This is a genomic window from Rhizobium sp. X9, assembly GCF_018873185.1.
GTDB classification, from domain to species: domain Bacteria; phylum Pseudomonadota; class Alphaproteobacteria; order Rhizobiales; family Rhizobiaceae; genus Agrobacterium; species Agrobacterium oryzihabitans.
In genome coordinates this window covers 2,267,784-2,288,068 of record NZ_CP071311.1, presented here as the reverse complement: position 1 = coordinate 2,288,068, position 20,285 = coordinate 2,267,784, and the positions used below count along the sequence as shown (strand labels likewise).

Genomic DNA, 20,285 nt, shown 5'->3' with positions numbered 1-20,285 from the left:
GCGGAGCGCTGAAATCTGTGTGCCGTGTTGCCGCAGGCCCTCGCCCTGCGGGAAAACCGGGGTGTTTCGCCATCACATTTGCCGTGATCGAAGCTTTGCCTCCCGTCGCAAAGCGCGTTTAGGGTTGAAAGCGAAGCACACTGTCTTTATCCCGTTGGTCCGCAATGCCCGGAGCATAACTGGGTCACGACGACAGGAAGAAGAAGGAAACACCATGGCCAAGCTGATCCACTCGATGGTCCGGGTGCTGGACGAAAAGCGTTCGGTGGAATTTTACAAACAGGCTTTCGGGCTCGAGATTGCGGAACGCGCCGAGTTCGAAAATTTCACGCTGATCTATCTCAGCAATGCCGAAGGCGATTTCGAACTGGAACTGACCGTCAATCGGGGTCGTGAAGTGCCTTATGCGCTGGGCGACGGCTATGGCCATCTCGCCGTCAGTGTTGCCGATGTGGATGCCGAACATCAGCGCTTTATCGATATCGGCCTGTCTCCGGGCAAGATCATCGAAGCCGAATACAAGGGCCAGCCTTTCGCGAAATATTTCTTCATTTGCGATCCGGATGGTTACAAGATCGAAGTGCTGCAGCGCGGCAACCGGTTCAAGTAAAAAGAGGCACATCATGGCAGAGGCAGGCGTCAAACTCGAAGACAGCTGGAAACATGTTCTTTCCGCCGAATTTGCCAGCCCCTACATGCTGAAGCTCAAAGATTTCCTGCTTGCCGAAAAAACCGCCGGCAAGCACATCTTTCCCAAGGGCGCCGAATATTTCCGGGCGCTGGATCTGACGCCGCTCGACAAGGTCAAGGTCGTCATTCTGGGACAGGATCCCTATCATGGAATTGGCCAGGCGCATGGCCTGTGCTTTTCGGTCCAGCCCGGCGTGCGCATCCCGCCTTCGCTCGTCAATATCTACAAGGAATTGCAGAGCGATCTCGGCATTCGCCCGGTGGGTCACGGCTTTCTGGAAAGCTGGGCGAAACAGGGCGTGCTTTTGCTCAACAGCGTGCTGACGGTGGAAGAATCGCGCGCCGCCTCGCATCAGGGGCAGGGCTGGGAAAAATTCACCGATGCCGTCATCCGCGCCGTCAATGACGAGTGCGAGCATGTGGTGTTCCTGCTCTGGGGATCCTACGCCCAGAAGAAGGCAGCCTTCGTGGACCAGAAAAAACATCTGGTGCTGCGTTCGCCGCACCCTTCGCCGCTTTCGGCCCATAACGGCTTTTTCGGCAATGGCCATTTCTCCAAGGCAAACGCCTTTCTGGTTTCCCACGGCCGCGAGCCGATCGACTGGCAATTGCCGGAAACCGCTTAAGCAACCTTGCTGGCCTCCTGCGTCATTCCGGCCTTGAGCCCGAATCCAGCCGACGTGCGTCTGCGCGGCGAGGGAGTCTTTTCAAGGACTTGGGCTGGCTGGATTCCGGCTCAAGGCCGGAATGACGGGGAGCGCAGCAAATATCTTTACAGCGTGGTCGTGTCCGGTTTAAGGATACTAGACTATAAAGTGAAGGATTTATGCCCGTGTCTCTCCTGTCTGCAGAAACCTCCGTCTCGCTGCCCGATCCGGCGTCGATCGTCGATGCTTTCGAGGATCATTTCTCCGAACATATGGAGATGGAGCGGGAAGGGACGACGGTGCGTTTCAAGGCGGAATACGGCCATGGCAGCTTCAGCGCCGAAGGCGGCCGGTTTGCCGCCCGGGTCAGCTGCGTTTCCGAACATATATTGATGTCGGTGAAGGCCATGGTGGCCGAGCATATTGTCGAGTTTTCCGGCAAGACGGGGCTCGATTTCCGCTGGAGCGGCCACGGCGCCTATCAGCGGGAGCTGCCCAATCTCTTCGTCGGCAAGGTTGTCCGCGCCTATAATCTGACGCCGCATATGCGTCGGCTCGTGGTTTCCGTTGAAAGCGGCATTGAGCGGCTCGTCACCGGCGGCATGCATGTTCGCCTGCTGCTTGTGCCCGATCAGGCGCGTGCTCCGGTCTGGCCTTATCTCGCCCCCACCGGCGCCATCGTCTGGCCGGCGGGTGACGATCTTCTGACACGGCGCGTCTATACCATCCGCTCCGGCGATGTCGGGCGCGGCGAGGTGGATATCGATTTCGTCATGCATGAGGGCGATGACATGCCGGGCGCGAATTTCGGCGCCACGGCAAAGCCGGGCGACGTTCTCGGCATCATCGGCCCGAGCGGCACTTGCCCGGAGGCGGAGCGTTACGTCTTTGCCGGCGATGAGACGGCGCTGCCGGTGATGCTGCGCATGGCGGCGGAAATGCCGGCCGGCAAAAAGCTCAGCGTCTATGCCGAGATCGACAACGAGGCGGAACGGCAGGAGATCGTCTGCGCCGCCAATGTCGAATGGACGTGGCTTTATCGTCGCGGCAAGCCCGCCGGCACCGCTGGCCTCATCGAACAGGCGCTGCGTGGTCATGCCTTTACGGGTGAGCATGAAGGCCTGCATGTTTTCGTCGCCTGCGAGAAGTCGGAGGCGAGGGCTGCTAAGTCCTTCCTCACCGATGAGATTTCCTTCCCCAAGGCATCGCTGCGCGCCGTCGGTTACTGGACCATGGGCCTCGCCGACGATCACTGAGACGTGCCGTCAGGCTTGATTGAACAGTAGGTTTGATCGTTCACCAATCGGGAACAATCCGTTCCTGTTGCCGGTCTATGCCTGCCGCGCCTCTTACCCCATCTTTACGCCATGAACAGGGCGGGCCCGATTGCGAGGCCTGTCAGTGCGAAAAGGGGTTTACCATGCTGAACCAGATCAAGGGCCTGCACCACGTCACCTCCATGGCGGCGAGCGCACGGCAGAACAATGGCTTCTTCACCGATACGCTCGGGCTTCGCCGGGTGAAGAAGACCGTCAATTTCGACGCGCCTGACGTCTATCATCTTTATTATGGCGATGAGGTCGGCACGCCCGGCTCCGTCATGACCTATTTTCCGTTCCCGCATATCGCCCGTGGCCGTCCCGGCACCGCGGAAGTGGGCACCACGCTGTTTTCCATCCCCGAGGGATCGCTCGGCTACTGGCAGGAGCGTCTTTCGAAGGCCGGGGTGGATGGCCTGAAGGCCGACGAGGCCTTCGGCAACAAGCGCCTTCATTTTGCCGGCCCGGATGGCGATGGTTTCGCGCTGGTCGAGGTCAAGGATGACACCCGTCCGCAGTGGACCGGCAATGGCGTCGGTGAAGATCAGGCGATCCACGGCTTTCAGGGCGCTTCCTTGCGTCTTCGCGACGAAGGGGCAACCGCCGAGCTTCTGAAATTCATGGGCTATGAGGAAGTGGACCGTCAGGATGGCGTGCTGCGCCTCGGCATTGCCGGCGGCAATGGCGCTGATGTCATCGATATCGAAACCATGCCGAACATCTCCGGCGCGCGCCTTGGTGCGGGTTCGGTACACCACATCGCCTTTGCGGTCGAAAACCGCGAAAAGCAGCTGGAAGTCCGCAAGGCGCTGATGGATACGGGCTATCAGGTGACGCCGGTGATCGACCGTGGTTATTTCTGGGCGATCTATTTCCGCACTCCGGGCGGCGTCCTGTTCGAGGTGGCGACCAACGAGCCCGGTTTCGACCGGGATGAGGACACCGCCCATCTCGGCGAAGCGCTGAAGCTGCCGACCCAGCACGCGCATCTGCGGCCGGTGCTGGAAAAGCAGCTGGAGCCGCTTGGGGATGAGAAGGCGGTTTGATCATCCGGGCTTGGCCATTGAGTTTGGCAGAACGTTGCCACACGTTTCTTCTCCCCGTTCGGGGAGAAGGTGGCCCGAAGGGTCGGATGAGGGGCAACGTTGCCGGATTTCGGAGAGCTTGCCCCCTCATCCCGCTGCCGCGACCTTCTCCCCCTCGGGGAGAAGAAACCAGCGGAAGCCCCTCACTCCATATGATTGCTCCGCTTGGCCGAAGAGGCCTTGCGGAAGCCTTTGACCATCTTCCTTCCAGAAAGGATTGTTCCATGACCAAGGACAGCTATTTCCACAAATCCCGCGCCGGTTCTGCCGGTGCGCCGCTTTTCGTTTTGCTGCACGGCACCGGCGGCGATGAGAACCAGTTTTTCGATTTCGGCTCCCGCCTGCTGCCTGAGGCCACCATTCTCTCACCGGTCGGCGATGTTTCCGAACATGGCGCGGCGCGGTTTTTCCGGCGCACCGGCGAGGGCGTCTACGACATGGCCGATCTTCAGCGGGCAACCGGCAAGATGGCGGATTTCATCAGGGCGAACCGGGAGCATTATCAGGCCGGCCCGATCATCGGTCTCGGCTTTTCCAATGGTGCGAATATTCTCGCCAATGTGCTGATCGAACAGCCCGAGCTTTTCGATGCCGCGGTGCTGATGCATCCGCTCATCCCGTTCGAGCCGAAGATCTCCCCCGCCAAATCAACGCGCCGGGTGCTTATCACGGCGGGTGAGCGCGATCCGATCTGCCCGGTGCCGCTGACGAAGGCGCTGGAAACGAGCCTTCAGGCGCAGGGCGGCACGGTGGAAACCGTGTGGCATCCGGGCGGGCATGAAATCCGCTCGGGCGAGATCGATGCGGTCAGGGGCTTTCTGGCGGATTATGGAGGGTAGCTTTCTGCCCGACCTCATTCTTCACCGTCATGCCGGACTTGATCCGGCATCCAGCCACGGCGCGTCTGCGCTGTGAAAAGAGTCTCTTGCGATCAAGGACTTGATCGCGCTGGACCCCGGATCAAGTCCGGGGTGACGGAGAGGGTAGGTGATCTGCCTTTCCACGTCGCATGCAGACAAATGGTCCTGCTACTCCAACTTCAGCGATATCCGCATTGCTGCAACTGTGCCTCGTAACGCAGCGCCATGTTGGCGGAGCGGCGGGCAGCCTTCTGGACCGCGGAATTGTTGCGCCAGCTGCCCTTCGCATAACCGGCATGGCCGGAATAATAAGCGAGGTAGAGATTATAGGGGTCGTTCAGAGAAATGCCGTTCTCGCGCCGGCTTTTGGCGTGGTACCAGCCGACGAAATGGATCGCATCGGTGAAGTCGGTGCGGCTTGCCGACCAGCGGCCGGTTTCGCGCTGGTAAACACCCCATGTGCCGTCCAGCGCCTGAGCATAACCGTAAGCGGTGGACTGGCGTTTCCACGGAATGAAGCCGAGAAGCTTGGTGCGCGGCGGCCGCGCATAGGGGCGGAAGGCGGATTCGGTGTAGATCGTCGCCATCATGACAGGCACGGGCACGCCGAACTCGCGCTCGGCCGCTTTCGCATCGCGCCGCCAGTTGTTGAAGATGCCGTTCCGCTGCTCGAAAATCGCACAGGCATTGGTGACCTGTGACGGTGCGGTGGCACAACCAGCCAGAACGAGCATCAGAAAAACTACGGCAAATACGCCACGCATAACGGAACCCTTTCGTTCCGCTATTCTTAAATTGCTAACCATTAACGTCGGGTTTTAAGACAAGGTTAATTCAAATGCCGCCGATCAAGGGCTTGTTAACCCGCTGAAAATTCCTGTGTCCGGGATGGGGCGAAAGCGTGTGCCGCGCCTCTCCAGCATGCCTTTTTTGAGATGCATTTATCCCCGCGCGTCCCCGTTCCAGCCGGGTCCGCTACACTCGCTTCATCCCGGTCATTGAGCGTGCGCGCGGCGCAAGGTGGGTGGGGCAGGCGGCCAAAACCGGGGAGTTTCCCAATGTCACGGTCAAGGCGGCCGGATCATATGTTGAAACCGGGGCCGCATCGTCTGCAAAACCCTGCACTACCCTTTGATACCCCCCGCAGCGATGCGGCTCATTTATCGCCTCTCAACGCTGCGCCGGAATTCGGCGCGGTGATATCGGCGCATATTCGAAAAAAAGCGTCCGCTGTACAAAAATGAAAACCGATAAAATTGTAGCAATCGGCTTAAAGCGGCTGAAAACAGTGCTGTGCCATTGTGGGATCACAGACAAGGAGCGGACATCCTGCGCAGACAGGGGCTCCACAAAACAGAAATCGAGACCGGCACAAGCCGGCGGATCGCCAAACGGGGTATGAAATGCTGAAGAAGATTATTGCTGCCGCCATCTGCGGAATTGCCATCGCTTCCATGTCCACCCATGCCGATGCGGCCGGTGCCGCCGGTTTTGCCCGTGGTTTTGCCGCTGTCGAAAAGAGCGCGGTGACGCAGATCGGTGTTTCGGCTCCGGGCGGTTTTGATGGCTGCGTTCTTTCCGCCGGCCAATGTGTTTCGACGATTGCCGCGCCGCTGACGGGCGAGCGCCGTGAAGAGCTGCTGAGCGTCAACCGCGATGTGAACGCCACCATGGGTGCGCTCGATGATTATTTCTCCGGTTTCGGAGCCGGTGTCCCGGCAACGCCTGCGATGAGCGCCAATGATTGCGGCGATTGCGCCGCGATCAAGCGCACGGCCCTTGCCGGTGCCGGCTGGTCTTCCGCTGCGCTGCGCCTTGCCTTTGCGCTGAATGATGACGGATCGCTCGAAAAAGTGCTGATCGTCACCACCGACAAGGGCGATATCGTGCTCGGTAACGCCGTCTTTTCTCCGGCTAAGCGCGAAACCGCGCTTTAAGCCCACCTTTTCATGCCTGCCAGACTGCGCCGGTTTCTTCTGATCCTTCGGGATCAGGGAGCCGGCGATTTTTTTCGTTCTGCGACGGCAATACCCGCCAGCGCCATGACCAGCGCCGCGATCTGGTAGGTGTGCAGGGTTTCGTTGAGCACCACAACGGACAAAAGCGTGCCGAAGACGGGCACGAGGTTGATGAAGAGGCCGGCGCGGTTGGCGCCGATCTGTTCCACGCCCTTGATGTAGAGGATCTGGGCGATGAGCGACGCAAAAATCGCGGCATAGACCACCAGCACCCAGCCCTTCTGATCGGGCCAGACGACGCTGTCGCGCGACATTTCCCAGAAGACCAGCGGCACCGAGGTGAGGAGGGCGAAAAAGGCAGGTATCGCCATCAGCGTGCGCCAGTCAACGGCGGGTTTCCAGCGCAGGATGACGGTGTAGATGGCATAGACCAGCACGGCGAGCAGCATGATGGCGTCGCCGGCGTTCATTTCCAGCTGCAGCAGCGAGACCGGATCGCCATGGGAGGCGAGCAGCGCCACGCCGGCGATGGTGAGGCAGAAACCGGCAATCTGGCCGAACAGCACGCGGGTGCGGAACAGGATGAAGTTCAGCACGAAGATGACCATGGGAATGCCAGCCTGGATGACGGCGGCATTGATGGCGGAGGTGTGTTGCAGGGCCGTGTAGAGAAAGACGTTGAAGGCGGTGTAACCGACGCTGCCGAGCACGAGGAAATAGGGCAGGCGCTTTTTCACCACCGGCCAGTCCCTGATCAGCTGCGGCACGGAAATGGCGAAGATGATGGCGACGGCCAGAACCCAGCGCAGGAATGTGAAGGCCATGGGGCTGATGTGGCCGACGGCCAGCTTGCCGGCAACGGTGTTGCCGCCCCAGCAGAGCGTGGCGATGATGAGGGCGATGTAGGCTTTGGAGGGCACGCTGATGTTTCGCTTCTTCACGGGGCGGGATAACGGCTAAGGGGTGAACGGCGGTCTTGCGCCCGCGCTTGGCCCCCACGGGGCGAGATAATGCGGGAAATCCGCGCCTTGTCACGGAAAAAGCAAAATTCTCCATAAGAAACAGGGTCGCTTTCCGTAAAACAACACAGTATACATTCGCGGGTTTGGGTTTCCCATCGGGTTATCGGGCGCGCAAGCGCCATGAGCAGGAAAGCAAGAAATGACGAATGTTGTGGTGGTCGGCTCGCAGTGGGGCGACGAAGGCAAAGGCAAGATTGTCGACTGGCTGTCCGAGCGGGCAGATGTCGTTGTGCGGTATCAGGGCGGCCACAATGCCGGCCATACGCTTGTCATCGATGGCATCAGCTACAAGCTTTCGCTTCTGCCTTCCGGCGTCGTGCGTCCCGGCAAGCTGGCCGTCATCGGTAACGGCGTCGTGGTCGATCCGCATGCGCTGATCGCCGAAATCGGCCGTCTGGAAGTTCAGGGCGTCAAGGTCACGCCGGAAAACCTGCGCATTGCCGACAATGCCACGCTCATTCTTTCGCTCCACCGCGAGCTGGACGGCATGCGTGAAGACGCTGCCTCCAACAGCGGCACCAAGATCGGCACCACGCGTCGCGGCATCGGCCCGGCTTACGAGGACAAGGTCGGTCGCCGCGCCATCCGTGTCATGGATCTGGCCGACATGGAAGCTCTTTCCGCCAAGGTCGACCGTATCCTCACGCATCACAACGCGCTTCGCCGCGGTTTCGGCGTTGCCGAAATTTCGCATGAAACCATCATGGAAGAGCTGGGCTCGATCGCCGAGCGCATCCTGCCGTTCAGCGAAACCGTCTGGCTGCTGCTCGACAAGAAGCGCCGCGCCGGTGCGCGCATCCTGTTCGAAGGCGCTCAGGGCTCGCTGCTCGATATCGACCACGGCACTTACCCCTATGTAACCTCTTCCAATACGGTTGCCGGCCAGGCCGCCGCCGGTTCGGGCATGGGTCCGGGTTCGCTGGGTTACATTCTCGGCATCACCAAGGCCTACACGACGCGCGTCGGCGAAGGTCCGTTCCCGACCGAGCTGAACGACGAGATCGGCCAGTTCCTGGGCGAAAAGGGCCATGAGTTCGGCACCGTCACCGGCCGCAAGCGCCGTTGCGGCTGGTTCGATGCGGCACTGGTGCGCCAGTCGGTCGCCACCAACGGCATCACCGGCATCGCGCTCACCAAGCTTGATGTTCTCGATGGCCTCGACGAGCTGAAAATCTGCGTCGGCTACAAGCTCGACGGTCAGGAAATCGACCATCTTCCGGCAAGCCAGGGCGCGCAGGCGCGGGTAGAGCCGATCTACATCACGCTGGAAGGCTGGAAGGAATCCACCGTCGGTGCCCGAAAATGGGCGGATTTGCCTGCTCAGGCAATCAAATATGTCCGTCAGGTCGAGGAATTGATCGGAGCGCCTGTCGCGCTTCTGTCGACAAGTCCGGAGCGTGACGACACCATACTTGTGACTGATCCGTTTGAGGATTAATGTCCTCAACGATCTAGATTCATAAACCATATCGGGCCGGTACGTCGCCGGTCACGACGAGAAAGTGCTTATGGCGGATTTTGTAGCAGTCATTCGCAAGGCCGTGGATGGCTTGGCGAACAATACTCCCGAAAACCGGGCGAAGGTTTACGACAAGGCGCGCAGTGCGGTTGTGCGCCAGCTCGAGAATATGAAGCCACGTCCGCCGGAAGAATTGTTGCGCCGGCAGATCGCCAAGCTGGACGCCGCCATTGCCGAAGTGGACAGCGAATATGCCGAGGCGCTTCCGGCGCTGGAGGAAGACGACGCTTTCACGCCGGCGGCTGAAGAGACGGCAACATCCTATTATCGAGAGGATGTTGCCGAAGAACCTGCGGCCCATGCCGCCGAGCCGGACCATGCCAGCGAGCGGCAGGAAGAACGGTACGAGCCGGTCGAGGAAGAGCCTGCCCCGGTTGTCGCCGCACAGCCTGAGCCGGTTTACGAAGAGCCTGCCCGCGAGGAAGCGCCGCTCCACGAAGCGCCCGTTTCCGCCGCTGCCTCGCATGACGAGGAGCGTTACGCGGAACGCGAGCCGGAAGAGCTTTACGACGCGCCGGAACCCGTTCATGTGGCGCCGGCTCATGCTGCCGTTTCCCATGAAGAGGTCGGCACCTATTTCACCCGCGCGGAAGAAGAGCCCGCTCATCAGCCGGAGGCCGACCGCGACAGCGATGTGGCCGCACCTGCCCAGGTAGATGATTCCGTGCCGCCCCATTGGGCGCAGCCGGTCGATGAGGATGACTGGCGCAAGCTGGACGAGGCCGAGGACGAGCATGCTCGCCCGGCTGCCGAGGATTATGCCGAAATCCGCAACGAGACGGATGGACGTCCTGTCGTCGCCGGTTATGCCGCGCAACATTACCAGGCCCCGGATGTCAGCTTCGAGCCCGACAGGCGCGATGACGAAGACTATGCCGGCAACCGTGCCGGTGCGGATCACGATCCGATCTTCGGCGGACAGGGTGATTTTTCCGAACCCCGCCAGACGGAAGACACGGCTCCGAAAAAAGCCGCCGTCGTTGAGGATTTTTCGTCCTATTTCCAGGACACGGATATCGCCATTCCCGCGAAGGACGCTCCGGCGCTGCCGCGCGCCGATAACGATCCCTTCGGTGACCGGGGCTCGCCCAAGGACAACAAGGAACGTACCCCCTGGGACGATCTGGACGAGCTGATCGGTTATGACGGCGCGTCGTCCTCCAACCGGGCGGCTGCGGATGAAACGCCCACTCTGGGCGCAGGCGCTGCAACGCCGGCTTACATGGTCAAGAAGAAGCCGCGCCGCAACTATGCGTCGCTGGTGCTTGCCCTTGTTGGTGCGGGGCTTCTCGCCGGGGGCGGATATGCGCTCTGGCAGAACCGCGATGCGCTGAACGACATGGTCGGCGGGCTGGTACAATCGGCGCAGAAGGGTGGGGAAACTCAGACGCCTTCGCCCGATACGGCGCAGCAGACATCCACGCCGCCGGCTGGCCAGCAGCCGCCCGCGGCCGGGCAGCCGCCTGCAACAAACCCGACCAACCATCAGGCGCAGCCCCATGGCGATGACGGTTCCGTCACCGGCACGAAATTCACCCAGCGGCTCCTGGCCGATGGGTCCGAGCGTGATGAAGGGCCTGCACCGGGCGCCAATGGCCAGCCGGTGACGGCGGAAGGCCAGTCGGTCTACGAACAGAACGTCGCACCGCCGCCTGCGGGCGAGGCTCCGGCCAACACGGCGGGTGCGCCCGCTGGAACGCCTGCCGGCACGCCGCCGGCCCAGCAGCCTGCCGCTGCCGCCACCGGCGACCGCATGTTCCTTTACGAGGAAGTGCTCGGCCAGACAGTTCCGACCGCCATTCAGGGCAGCGTTTCCTGGTCGTTGCAGCAGGAAAACGACAATGATGGCCGCCCGTCCCCGACGGTACAGGGCCAGATCACGGTTCCCGGCCGCGGCCTGAGCGCGCTCATCACGTTCAAGCGCAATACCGATCCGTCTCTGCCCGCAAGCCATCTGATCGAAATCGTCTTCTCGGTTTCGCCCGGCTTCGAAGGCGGCGCAATCGACAGCGTCCAGCGCATCGCGATGAAGAGCACGGAGCAGGATCGTGGTAACGCCCTGATCGCGGTTCCAGCCAAGATCACCGACGATTTCCACATGATCGCGCTCAACGACTTCCCGGATGCGATGAAGACCAATCTGGAGCTGCTGAAGAGCCGCAACTGGATCGATATTCCGGTCTCCTACCGCAACGGCCGGCGCGCACTGCTGACCCTGCAAAAGGGCAATGACGGCATCGCCGCCTTCGACAAGGCGCTCAGCGAATGGGCGGCCGCAACGCCGGCAGCCGGCGGGCAATAAGGATTGAAAGGGCGGCTCGGGTCGCCCTTTTTCGTTATATGGCTACGGCGGTGTCTTTGCGTTTGTCGGGTGATGGGTGGGTTAGTTGGTGCCGGTGGGTGTGGCTCACCCCCCTCTGCCCTGCCGGGCATCTCCCCCACAAGGGGGGAGATCGATATGCCGCGAGGTCTCGACCAACTCAACGGCGAGGATGAAGCGGAGGTAGAGCGTCTTGCCGATCTCCCTCCTTGTGGGGGAGATGCCCGGCAGGGCAGAGGGCGTAAGCGGTATACCCCGAAGCATGGATATTTTTCCTGCCGGTTTTCCTCCAGCGCAATCGCCGGTCTCGGATGGCAGGCCATTTCCAGTCGTCAGCCTTTTACCAACAAAAAATCCCCGGCCGAGGGCCGAGGATGATCTATGGCACGGACGCAAAACCGCTCCGCACTTTTGCTGGATATGCTTTACGCATCCACCACGCGCAGCGCGCGGGCAGCTTCGAGGGCTTCCTTCTGTACCGCTTCCTGAACCTTTTCGAAGGCGCGAACCTCGATCTGGCGCACGCGTTCGCGGCTGATGTCGAACTCGGATGAGAGTTCTTCCAGCGTCACCGGGTCTTCAGCAAGGCGGCGGGCCTCGAAGATGCGGCGTTCGCGGTCGTTCAGCACGCCCATGGCTTTCGCCAGCATGCGGCGGCGGGTTTCCAGTTCGTCCTGCTCGATCAGCACGGCTTCCTGGCTTTCATGGTCATCCACCAGCCAATCCTGCCATTGGCCGGATTCGCCTTCGGAGGCCTTGATCGGCGCATTCAGCGATGCGTCGCCATGCAGGCGGCGGTTCATCGAGATGACTTCTTCCTCAGAAACCTGAAGCTTGGTGGCGATTTCCTTGACGTGTTCCGGCTTCAGATCGCCATCGTCGATCGCCTGGATACGGCCTTTCAGCCGGCGCAGGTTGAAGAACAGGCGTTTCTGGTTGGCCGTCGTGCCCATCTTCACCAGGGACCACGAGCGCAGGATATATTCCTGGATCGAGGCCTTGATCCACCACATGGCGTAGGTGGCAAGACGGAAGCCGCGTTCCGGATCGAACTTCTTCACCGCCTGCATCAGGCCGACATTGCCTTCGGACACGACTTCGCCAATCGGCAGGCCGTAACCGCGGTAACCCATGGCAATCTTGGCGACGAGGCGCAGGTGGCTGGTGACAAGCTTATGGGCGGCGTCGCGGTCACCATGCTCGGCGTAACGCTTGCCAAGCATGTACTCTTCCTGCGGCTCCAGCATCGGAAATTTACGGATTTCGTCGAGATATCTATTGAGACCGGCTTCGCCGGCCGTAATCGTAGGCAAACTATTGCGGGCCATAAAGCACCCCCTTATCTATGGTCTGGAACGGCACCCTCATGGATTGACGATTACTCGCCTGAGGCACACCGCTAGTGGCGGGTCGTTACCGACCCCGCACGAACCCATGTAACAAATATGTATGCGCCCGCCGCGTTTCAAGCGAACGCTGCGTTCACACATATGTTATGTTCCGGCGACACTGTCTCTGACCTGTTTAACTTTTGAACGGTAGATTCGTTCCGAAAATCCGCCAAGGCCGGAGCGTACCATCAGCTCATACATTACCCGTCTGCGCATGGGATTATGCAGGCGCACGACGGTGGAGCCAAGAAACTGCGTTTCGACATGGCCAAGGGTCTGCAAGTCGGGTTCTTCGGCGATCGCGCCTGCGTAAAGCGCGTGAAATTCGCGGCGGCAGACATAGGTCTTATATTTGGTCATGGCGAAGCAGGCGAGGCTGTGGCCGTGCGTGCGCAGAAAATCGGCAACCCCCACCGTCACTTCCGGCCAGGCGGGATTGAAGGTGTCGTCAAAGACGATGACGCCATGCGGGGCGATCACCTCCATCGCCAGCTTCGCATCCGCCAGAACATGATGCAGATGGTGTCCGCCATCGATGCTGAAGAAGCGCACGGGGCCGATCCGCGAGGTGATGTCGGAGGGGACGAGCCGCGTACTGTCACCCTTGATGATCAGGTCCTCATCCATCGCAAAACCCAGCCGCCGGCCGTTTTCCATCAAGCGGTCATATTGGTCCAGGCTGCCATCCTCGGGCGGGTCCATTTCGAACAGGTCGACGCCCAGCACCTTTTCCTTCGTCTGCGCAAACCTGCGCAGCAGAAAATAAGAGCGGCCATAATAGACGCCGATTTCAGCCATGCCGCCTTGAAGGTGGTGTCTCGTCTGGGCCTGCAGCAACGCCTTGAAGACGAGCGCGTCGGGCGGGTCGATATAGCCTTCGACGCTGCGCAGATCCTGAAATATAAAACGGCGTTCATCGATGTTCATGCGCGATAGATCCCGTCATCATGCCGGTTCCGTTCAGGATATGCGGATCGAACGAAAGGCATCCCCTGCGGTGTCCGTCATTCGGCAGACTTGGTTTGCGTCACCGAAATGGGGGTGATTTCAAGCCTTGCAGGGGTCGAGGAGGTGCGACGATTGAAGCGAAATTGGGGCGGTCTATAAAAAGGACCGACTGCGGAATATCGCGATCCGCTAATCTTTTTTTATTATCCGGGGCTTCGGGCAGAATTTGCGGCGCGGTTTTTTGACCGCGCCGTACAGCATTTTCAGCCGCGCAGGGCGGTGATCAGTTCTTCCATGTCATCCGGCATGTCGGTTTCGAACTCCATCACCTCGCCGGTGCGGGGGTGTTCGAAGGCGAGCAGATAGGCATGCAGCGCCTGTCGCGGAAAGCGGTTGACGGTGCTTCTGGCCGGTTCTTCCAGCAGGTTCGCCTTGGTGCGGAAAGCTGCGCCATATTCGGGATCGCCGATCAGCGGATGGCCGATATGGGCCATGTGCACGCGGATCTGGTGGGTGCGGCCGGTTTCCAGACGGCACTCCACCATGGAGGCGAGGCAGGATGCATCCGGCCTTTCATGGAAGCGCTCCATCACCTCGTAATGGGTGATCGCCTCGCGGGCGTCGTCCCTGTCCTCATGCTTGACGGCGCGTTTGGTGCGATCGGCGCCACGGCCGAGTGCGGCATCGATGGTGCCGCGAAGGGTGCGCGGGCGGCCCCAGACGACGGCCTTGTAGGCCCGCTCCAGTGGGCCGGTGCGGCCGTGGTCGGCAAATTGCGCGGCGAGATGGCGGTGGGCATTGTCGTTTTTCGCCACCACCATGACGCCGGAGGTTTCCTTGTCCAGCCGGTGCACGATGCCCGGGCGCTTCACGCCGCCAATGCCGGAGAGGCTGTCGCCGCAATGGTGAATGAGGGCATTGACCAGCGTTCCGGTCCAGTTGCCGGCGCCCGGATGCACGACGAGACCGGCCGGCTTGACGAGCACGATCAGGTCTTCGTCCTCATATTCAACGTCGAGCGGAATATCCTCGCCCTTGGGTTCGGGGTCTTCCGGTTCCGGCATCACGATCTCGATGCGGTCCTGCGGATGCACCTTCTTTTTAGGCTCCGTCACCGGTTTGCCATTCAGGAAAACCGCGCCCTGCTCGATCAGCGCCTTCAGACGGCTGCGTGACAGATCGCCACCGACTTCGGTCGCCAGCCAGGAATCGAGGCGGCCTTCGGCGTCTTCCCCGGCAATCAGGACTTTCCTTGCGTCTCCGCCTTGTTTAAAGGGGTCGTTCATTCTTATTTTTCCGATCCATCAGCATTTCAGGGAACCCGATGACGCAGATCGAGCAAGACGAACAGGAAGACAAGCCGCTTGATCCGGCCATGGAAAAAGTTCGCCGCAAGATGATCCGTTTGCAGATCGTGTCGGGCTCCGTGATGTTTATCAGCCTTATGGCCGTCTTCGGAGCGGTTGTCTACAAGGCGATGGGGCCGTCGAAAACGGTTGCGACGCAGAGCGAACCGCAAAATCTGGCTGTTCCCACCGGCAACGGGCCGCTGGCCGTCACCGCCAGCCTGCCGCAGGGCTTCGTGATCGACAATGTCAGCTATTCCGGCGGTGACATGCTGTTTTACGGCAGGCTTGCCAACGGCACCCGCAAGGCGCTGGTCTTCAACGTCGCGGCCGGCCGGTTCCTCGCCGATGTGACGGTCGATGCCCAGTGAGGGCAGCGATCATACGCTCTTGGACGGACGGGCGCTGATCCCGGTCGACGACCCGGCCGATCCGCGCATCGCCGCCTTTCGCGACATTCGCGAGCGTGACCTTACCGGTAGGCAAGGCCGCTTCATCGCCGAAGGCACGGTCGTGCTGCGCATGCTCGCCGCCGCCCACAAAGCGGGCGGCGCCTTTGCGGCGGAGAGCATCCTCATCCTTCGCAACCGGCTTGCGGGTGTCGCCGATATCCTTGCTGATTTTCCAGCCGATGTTCCGGTCTATGTGGCGGAAGCACCGGTGCTGGACGGCATCGTCGGTTTTCACCTGCATCGCGGCATTCTGGCGCTCGGACGGCGGGTTGAGGATCGCGGACTGGAGGAGATGACGGCGGCGCTTCCCGCCTCTTCGCTGGTGCTCGTGGGCTGCGGCATTTCTAACCACGACAATCTCGGTGCGATGTTCCGTAACGCGGCGGCGTTTTATGCCGATGCGGTATTTCTGGACGAGACGTGCTGCGATCCGCTTTATCGCAAGGCGTTGCGTGTTTCGGTCGGTTCGGTCCTCTCGGTTCCCTATCATCGCGGCGGGGGCGCGGTGCAGATGCTGGAGCGTCTCTCTGCCGCCGGTTTTGCGATCTGGAGCCTTTCGCCCAATGGCGAGGTCGAGATACGCGACATTCCCCGTTCCGAGCGCATGGCGCTGGTCATCGGCACGGAAGGCGAGGGGCTGCCGCAATCGGTGCTGTCGCGTTTTCATACCGCACGGATCGCACAATCGCCGCAGCTGGATAGTCTGAATGCGGGGACGGCTTCGGGGCTGGCGCTTTATCAGATGGCGAGCGCGATAGGGCGGGTTTAGGGGCGCGGCGTTGCGTGTGGGGTTTATTACCCTCGCATATGCGGCTCACCCCCCTCTGCCCTGCCGGGCATCTCCCCCACAAGGGGGGAGATCGACCCGAAGCGACGTCTCGGTTATCTCGGCATTTGAGAATGAAGAGGCGGTAGTGCGTCTTGCCAATCTCCCCCCTTGTGGGGGAGATGCCCGGCAGGGCAGAGGGGGGTGAGCAGCATACTCAAGGGCGTAGATATCACCCCTTCCGCTTCTCCACCAACGCACTCGCCTGTGCCGCAAGGCTCTCACGCCCCGATGAAGCGGAAGCCTTGGCAAGCAGCCCCGGGATTGGCGATTTTTCGCCTTCCTGCGCGGCCGTGAGCGCAATCATCTGGGCGGCGATGCGGGCGATTTCTCGGCGGATCGGTTCGTCGTTGCCGGTGCCGCGCACATTCAGAAGGCGTTCGGTGAGCGCCGTTCCCTGGTTGCGGATATCCTCGATCTCCTGCGCCAGCCCCTCCGGCGGCGTTGCCGTCGGCTCTTCTGCAACCGGCAAGGCGGGTGCGTCCCCGGCCGTTTCGACCTCTGGGGTCTCTGCCGCAACGGCGGGGGCGATTTCAGGCGCAGATACGGCCGGTTGCTGCGGGCTCACGGCCTTCTCCACCGGCACGGCCGGGTTCGGCAGGCGAATGATCATGTCGTCGCTGCGGCCGCCCGTTGCGGCAAGCTGTTCCTTCAGGCGGGCGACCTCCTGATTGCGCAGCGTCAGCATGGTGTCGAGATCGGCATTTTTCGCCATGACCGTGGCGATCTGTTCTTCCAGGCGGGTGACCTTGCGGCTTTCGCGCGCAACCGCCGTCATGGCTTCCTTGTTGCGGGCCGCCACGTCCTGCAATTCGCGGGTCGCGGTCTCGCCTTCCTTGCGGAAACGCGTGGCGCTCTGCTTGGCCTGTTCCGCCTCAAGGTCGCGGGTCGCGGCGGTGATTTTCGAATCATCCAGTTCGCGCGTCAGGTTGGTGAGGCGGGCGGTGAGATCAGACATCTGCGCGGCGCGCTCGTTTGCGGCCTGTTCCTGCTGCAGGAGGTTCGCCCCAATGGCACCGGCGCGTTCCTCGCTGGCGTCGAGGGCGGCGCGCAATTCGGTAACCTCCAGCGTCAGCTCCTCGATTTTCAGCGAAAAGCTGCGGTTCTGCTCGCCGAGGCGATAGGCATCGCTGGAAGCGGCTTCGTTGGCGAGGCGCAGGGAGGTGTTTTTTTCCCGTTCCGTATCCAGTTCCTGGCGGACCTTGGCGTTTTCGGCGGCATAAAGCGCACGCGCCATGTCCTTCTGGGCGCGGACTTCCTGCGGGCTGATGGGCATCGTCGCGCGCAGGCGGTTTTCCGTATAGGCGACGATGCGGCGATGGATCGCGGGCGCGATCATCAGGGCCAGCAGGGTAGCGGTGAGAAAACCCAATCCGAAAAGAATGGCATATTCAATCACGCGGGACAGTCTCCGAAACTCAGATACGCGCGCATTCGGAAAGAGGGGCGCGAAGGCACGTTACGCTATTATTGCAACCGTGGGGAGGGGTCTTTCCGGCAATTGCCGAGGCGGTGTTCGTCCCACTTGTTTCTTCTCCCCTAGGGGAGAAGTCCGCGGCAGCGGGATGAGGGGGCGAGGGTAGAGATATCAGGAGAGCTTGCCCCCTCCTCCGACCCTTCGGGCCACCTTCTCCCCCTCGGGGAGAAGAAAGACGCGGCACCCTCGCATAATCAGAAAGGGTTCCACGTCGGCTGCTGGGTGAGCTTCAGGTAACCGACATTGATGCCGAGGCGCGCACCGATGCCGGTGCGGATGGGCGCCAGCGTGACATCGCTGCTCTTGAGATAGGTCATGCCGACGCCGGCGACGATGAAGGCGGAGCCGCTGACGCCGCCGTAACGGCGGTAAAGCGCATCGACCGAAGGCAGGTTATAGACCAGCATCATGGCGCGGGTGCCCTGGCCGCCGTAATCGAGGCCGAGCGAGGGGCCCTGCCAGAAGACCGGGTGCTGGCCGGCATTCTTGGTATAAAGCGTGCCTTCGCCATAGGTGAGGCCGGCGACGAAGGCGCCGGAGCCTTCCTGGCCGAGAATATAACCGTTCGGAAGACCGTATTGCTGGAAGGCGCGCTCCACCACCTTGGCGAGGCCGCCGGTGGTTTCACCGAAGAATCCGTGGCCTGCATCCACGACTTCCTGGATAGAATATTGATCGCTGGTCTGGGCCGAGGCCGGTGCGACCCACATCAAGAGGCTCGCAAGGAGCGCAATAATCTTTCCCAGTCCGAGGCGTGCAATGGTGCGGGTTTTCGTAAGGCGCATCGTCATGTCCGTCCGTCTGTTTCGTTAGCGCATCAGCCCGAAAATCCGAATCGATTTCCGAAAGGGCCGATGTGCAGATTCAAAGTTCTACAGCATGTTTCGTGCATCCTGGCGGATACACGGGGCTCCAGTGTGGCCTGTTAAGGCATTTGGCATTTTGAAACCATCCTATTAACAATCGGTTTACCAAATATGGTGTCATTATGGCTTAACAATTTCCACACCGTCCGCGCATCTCTTGCGCAGGAGAGAATTTTATGACGAGCAAACTCAATATCACGCTGTCCGGTCCCGATCTGGCGTCTCTTCTGTGCAGTCGTGTGTGCCATGACGTGATCTCTCCTGTTGGCGCCATCAATAACGGCCTTGAATTGCTGGACGAGGGCGGCACCGACGACGATGCCCTGGACCTCATCCGCACGTCCGCTCTTAACGCATCCGTGCGGCTGAAGTTCGCTCGCCTTGCTTTCGGTGCGTCGGGTTCCGCCGGCGCTTCGATCGATACGGGCGAGGCCGAAAAAGCCGCCAAGGATTTCGCCGCCGCCGAAAAGAAAGCGGAAGTCAGCTGGAACGGCCCGCGCGCCATCGTTGCGAAGAATCGTGTCAAACTCTTGCTCAACCTCTTCCTCGTCGCTTACGGCGCAATCCCGCGCGGCGGCAATGTGGATGTGCTGCTGGAAAGCCCCGACGGTGACGCCAAGTTCGAAATCACCGTCAAGGGCCGGATGATGCGCGTGCCGGCCAAATTTGCGGAAATTTACGAAGGCAGGCTGGAAGAGGCCGTCGACGCCCATTCCGTGCAGCCCTATTACACGCTGCTTCTGGCGGAAGAGGCCAATATGGCGGTGGAATACAAGGTGCATGAAGATCGCATCGTCTTTACCGCGAAAACGGTTGCCGAGTGACCGTTCGATTGCGGACGTGATTTTTTAAGAAGGGCCGGGCTGCGTCTGCGGACGCACCGGCTTTTTCTGTTTCGGGGAGCACGTTCATGACACGCCTGACAACCGCCCGCCTCATCCTGCGGCCGCATGCCATCGGGGATGAAACGCTTTATTGCGCATTCTGGGGCGCGGATGTCCTGCCCATCGAGGGCGTCAAATCGATTGCACCGCTGGATGCGGAACTCGCTTTTGCCCGCCTCCTGCGCTTCATCGGTCATTGGTCAGCCTTCGGTTTCGGCCCCTTTGTCGTCGAGGAGGCGGAGACGGGACGCATCGTCGGCGAGGTGGGTTTTGCCCATATGCGCCGCGGAAACGGGGCGGATTTTGATGGCGTGCCGGAGGCGATGTGGAAAATCGACAGGCAGTTGGTCGGCAAGGGTGTCGCGACAGAAGCTGTGGAGGCCGCGACGAAGTGGTTCGACAGTAGCGGAATTTCACAGCGGACCGTCTGTATGATCGATCCCCTGAACAGCCCGTCTTTAGCCATTGCCGCCCGATTCGGCTTTCAGCCGTTTCGCGATGCGATGTTCCGGAAGAACCCGGTGCGGCTTTTCGAGCGGATATCCGCGATCTAGTACGGCGCTCAGATGGATCGTCTGATGAAGATGTTGCCTCGATCGCGTTTCAGAACGTCCTGAAACCTGTTTCAGGTCTCAGGCGGGGGCGGTTTGGCCGAGGAGTTGGTCCATCGCAACT

The 20,285-nt window shown here is 61.0% G+C and carries 19 protein-coding genes; 12 read left to right on the top strand and 7 right to left on the bottom strand.

The window, feature by feature from the left end; translation table 11 throughout:
• Positions 1-214 precede the first annotated feature (214 nt).
• The 5 genes from JZY08_RS11235 (at position 215) to JZY08_RS11215 (ending at position 4,580) form a co-directional block, all read left to right on the top strand.
• Entirely contained in the window at positions 215-610 is a 396-nt protein-coding gene (locus JZY08_RS11235; RefSeq protein WP_137038183.1) for a VOC family protein, read from the top strand.
• A gap of 13 nt (positions 611-623) precedes the next feature.
• Positions 624-1,316 carry a uracil-DNA glycosylase gene (gene ung / locus JZY08_RS11230; RefSeq protein WP_216330167.1) on the top strand — a complete coding sequence of 231 codons (693 nt, stop codon included), beginning with the start codon at positions 624-626 and terminating at the stop codon, positions 1,314-1,316.
• 200 nt (positions 1,317-1,516) lie between these two features.
• Positions 1,517-2,593 carry a siderophore-interacting protein gene (locus JZY08_RS11225; protein WP_216330166.1) on the top strand — a complete coding sequence of 359 codons (1,077 nt, stop codon included), beginning with the start codon at positions 1,517-1,519 and terminating at the stop codon, positions 2,591-2,593.
• Between the two features lie 164 nt (positions 2,594-2,757).
• Entirely contained in the window at positions 2,758-3,702 is a 945-nt protein-coding gene (locus JZY08_RS11220; protein WP_216330165.1) for a VOC family protein, read from the top strand.
• A gap of 263 nt (positions 3,703-3,965) precedes the next feature.
• On the top strand, positions 3,966-4,580 hold the full coding sequence (locus tag JZY08_RS11215) for an alpha/beta hydrolase (protein WP_216330164.1): 615 nt from the start codon (positions 3,966-3,968) through the stop codon (positions 4,578-4,580).
• 200 nt (positions 4,581-4,780) lie between these two features.
• On the opposite strand, the gene JZY08_RS11210 is transcribed toward JZY08_RS11215, so the two are convergent.
• Complete coding sequence (locus JZY08_RS11210; protein ID WP_080835799.1) at positions 4,781-5,365, bottom strand: transglycosylase SLT domain-containing protein; 585 nt, start codon at positions 5,363-5,365, stop codon at positions 4,781-4,783.
• A gap of 639 nt (positions 5,366-6,004) precedes the next feature.
• On the opposite strand from JZY08_RS11210, the gene JZY08_RS11205 reads away from it, so the two are divergent.
• A complete protein-coding gene (locus JZY08_RS11205; RefSeq protein ID WP_216330163.1) occupies positions 6,005-6,538 on the top strand; it encodes a transglutaminase-like cysteine peptidase in 534 nt (177 codons plus the stop codon).
• Between the two features lie 53 nt (positions 6,539-6,591).
• Here the strand turns inward: JZY08_RS11205 and JZY08_RS11200 are convergent, their stop codons facing one another.
• Positions 6,592-7,479, bottom strand: coding sequence for a DMT family transporter (locus tag JZY08_RS11200; RefSeq protein ID WP_216330162.1), 888 nt, complete (start codon positions 7,477-7,479; stop codon positions 6,592-6,594).
• A 241-nt stretch (positions 7,480-7,720) separates the two neighbouring features.
• On the opposite strand from JZY08_RS11200, the gene JZY08_RS11195 reads away from it, so the two are divergent.
• Together JZY08_RS11195 and JZY08_RS11190 are read left to right on the top strand one after the other, a co-directional pair.
• Positions 7,721-9,019 carry an adenylosuccinate synthase gene (locus JZY08_RS11195; protein WP_003491846.1) on the top strand — a complete coding sequence of 433 codons (1,299 nt, stop codon included), beginning with the start codon at positions 7,721-7,723 and terminating at the stop codon, positions 9,017-9,019.
• A 70-nt stretch (positions 9,020-9,089) separates the two neighbouring features.
• Complete coding sequence (locus JZY08_RS11190) at positions 9,090-11,402, top strand: hypothetical protein (RefSeq protein WP_216330161.1); 2,313 nt, start codon at positions 9,090-9,092, stop codon at positions 11,400-11,402.
• Positions 11,403-11,845: 443 nt separating this feature from the next.
• Here JZY08_RS11190 and rpoH read toward each other — a convergent pair whose 3' ends face one another.
• The 3 genes from rpoH to JZY08_RS11175 all read right to left on the bottom strand — a co-directional run bounded on the left by rpoH (position 11,846) and on the right by JZY08_RS11175 (position 15,045).
• Positions 11,846-12,748, bottom strand: a complete 903-nt coding sequence (rpoH, locus tag JZY08_RS11185) for an RNA polymerase sigma factor RpoH (RefSeq protein ID WP_003491840.1) — start codon at positions 12,746-12,748, stop codon at positions 11,846-11,848.
• 165 nt (positions 12,749-12,913) lie between these two features.
• Complete coding sequence (locus JZY08_RS11180) at positions 12,914-13,738, bottom strand: class I SAM-dependent methyltransferase (RefSeq protein ID WP_216330160.1); 825 nt, start codon at positions 13,736-13,738, stop codon at positions 12,914-12,916.
• 284 nt (positions 13,739-14,022) lie between these two features.
• Complete coding sequence (locus JZY08_RS11175; RefSeq protein ID WP_003491838.1) at positions 14,023-15,045, bottom strand: RluA family pseudouridine synthase; 1,023 nt, start codon at positions 15,043-15,045, stop codon at positions 14,023-14,025.
• Positions 15,046-15,083: 38 nt separating this feature from the next.
• Here JZY08_RS11175 and JZY08_RS11170 point away from each other — a divergent pair, with 38 nt between their 5' ends.
• Both JZY08_RS11170 and JZY08_RS11165 read left to right on the top strand, forming a co-directional pair.
• Positions 15,084-15,476: a hypothetical protein gene (locus JZY08_RS11170; protein WP_003491837.1), complete on the top strand. Its 393-nt coding sequence runs from the start codon at positions 15,084-15,086 to the stop codon at positions 15,474-15,476.
• On the top strand, positions 15,466-16,326 hold the full coding sequence (locus JZY08_RS11165; RefSeq protein ID WP_216330159.1) for an RNA methyltransferase: 861 nt from the start codon (positions 15,466-15,468) through the stop codon (positions 16,324-16,326). Before JZY08_RS11170 ends, JZY08_RS11165 begins: the two co-directional genes overlap by 11 nt.
• A gap of 229 nt (positions 16,327-16,555) precedes the next feature.
• Here the strand turns inward: JZY08_RS11165 and JZY08_RS11160 are convergent, their stop codons facing one another.
• Together JZY08_RS11160 and JZY08_RS11155 are read right to left on the bottom strand one after the other, a co-directional pair.
• Positions 16,556-17,782: a hypothetical protein gene (locus tag JZY08_RS11160; RefSeq protein ID WP_216330158.1), complete on the bottom strand. Its 1,227-nt coding sequence runs from the start codon at positions 17,780-17,782 to the stop codon at positions 16,556-16,558.
• Positions 17,783-18,054: 272 nt separating this feature from the next.
• A complete protein-coding gene (locus tag JZY08_RS11155; RefSeq protein WP_003491833.1) occupies positions 18,055-18,651 on the bottom strand; it encodes a DUF1134 domain-containing protein in 597 nt (198 codons plus the stop codon).
• A gap of 251 nt (positions 18,652-18,902) precedes the next feature.
• Between JZY08_RS11155 and chpT the strand changes: the two genes are divergently transcribed.
• Both chpT and JZY08_RS11145 read left to right on the top strand, forming a co-directional pair.
• Positions 18,903-19,550 carry a histidine phosphotransferase ChpT gene (gene chpT, locus JZY08_RS11150; protein ID WP_003491831.1) on the top strand — a complete coding sequence of 216 codons (648 nt, stop codon included), beginning with the start codon at positions 18,903-18,905 and terminating at the stop codon, positions 19,548-19,550.
• A gap of 86 nt (positions 19,551-19,636) precedes the next feature.
• Positions 19,637-20,164 carry a GNAT family protein gene (locus JZY08_RS11145; RefSeq protein WP_216330157.1) on the top strand — a complete coding sequence of 176 codons (528 nt, stop codon included), beginning with the start codon at positions 19,637-19,639 and terminating at the stop codon, positions 20,162-20,164.
• The last annotated feature ends 121 nt before the right edge of the window (positions 20,165-20,285 follow it).

What these genes read in the sequence shown, in the direction of transcription:
- JZY08_RS11235 (WP_137038183.1), top strand. Translation starts at nt 215, where the DNA reads ATGGCCAAGCTGATCCACTCGATGGTCCGGGTGCTGGACGAAAAGCGT.
- ung (WP_216330167.1), top strand. Translation starts at nt 624, where the DNA reads ATGGCAGAGGCAGGCGTCAAACTCGAAGACAGCTGGAAACATGTTCTT.
- JZY08_RS11225 (WP_216330166.1), top strand. Translation starts at nt 1,517, where the DNA reads ATGCCCGTGTCTCTCCTGTCTGCAGAAACCTCCGTCTCGCTGCCCGAT.
- JZY08_RS11220 (WP_216330165.1), top strand. Translation starts at nt 2,758, where the DNA reads ATGCTGAACCAGATCAAGGGCCTGCACCACGTCACCTCCATGGCGGCG.
- JZY08_RS11215 (WP_216330164.1), top strand. Translation starts at nt 3,966, where the DNA reads ATGACCAAGGACAGCTATTTCCACAAATCCCGCGCCGGTTCTGCCGGT.
- JZY08_RS11210 (WP_080835799.1), bottom strand. Translation starts at nt 5,365, where the DNA reads ATGCGTGGCGTATTTGCCGTAGTTTTTCTGATGCTCGTTCTGGCTGGT.
- JZY08_RS11205 (WP_216330163.1), top strand. Translation starts at nt 6,005, where the DNA reads ATGCTGAAGAAGATTATTGCTGCCGCCATCTGCGGAATTGCCATCGCT.
- JZY08_RS11195 (WP_003491846.1), top strand. Translation starts at nt 7,721, where the DNA reads ATGACGAATGTTGTGGTGGTCGGCTCGCAGTGGGGCGACGAAGGCAAA.
- JZY08_RS11190 (WP_216330161.1), top strand. Translation starts at nt 9,090, where the DNA reads ATGGCGGATTTTGTAGCAGTCATTCGCAAGGCCGTGGATGGCTTGGCG.
- rpoH (WP_003491840.1), bottom strand. Translation starts at nt 12,748, where the DNA reads ATGGCCCGCAATAGTTTGCCTACGATTACGGCCGGCGAAGCCGGTCTC.
- JZY08_RS11180 (WP_216330160.1), bottom strand. Translation starts at nt 13,738, where the DNA reads ATGAACATCGATGAACGCCGTTTTATATTTCAGGATCTGCGCAGCGTC.
- JZY08_RS11175 (WP_003491838.1), bottom strand. Translation starts at nt 15,045, where the DNA reads ATGAACGACCCCTTTAAACAAGGCGGAGACGCAAGGAAAGTCCTGATT.
- JZY08_RS11170 (WP_003491837.1), top strand. Translation starts at nt 15,084, where the DNA reads ATGACGCAGATCGAGCAAGACGAACAGGAAGACAAGCCGCTTGATCCG.
- JZY08_RS11165 (WP_216330159.1), top strand. Translation starts at nt 15,466, where the DNA reads ATGCCCAGTGAGGGCAGCGATCATACGCTCTTGGACGGACGGGCGCTG.
- JZY08_RS11155 (WP_003491833.1), bottom strand. Translation starts at nt 18,651, where the DNA reads ATGACGATGCGCCTTACGAAAACCCGCACCATTGCACGCCTCGGACTG.
- chpT (WP_003491831.1), top strand. Translation starts at nt 18,903, where the DNA reads ATGACGAGCAAACTCAATATCACGCTGTCCGGTCCCGATCTGGCGTCT.
- JZY08_RS11145 (WP_216330157.1), top strand. Translation starts at nt 19,637, where the DNA reads ATGACACGCCTGACAACCGCCCGCCTCATCCTGCGGCCGCATGCCATC.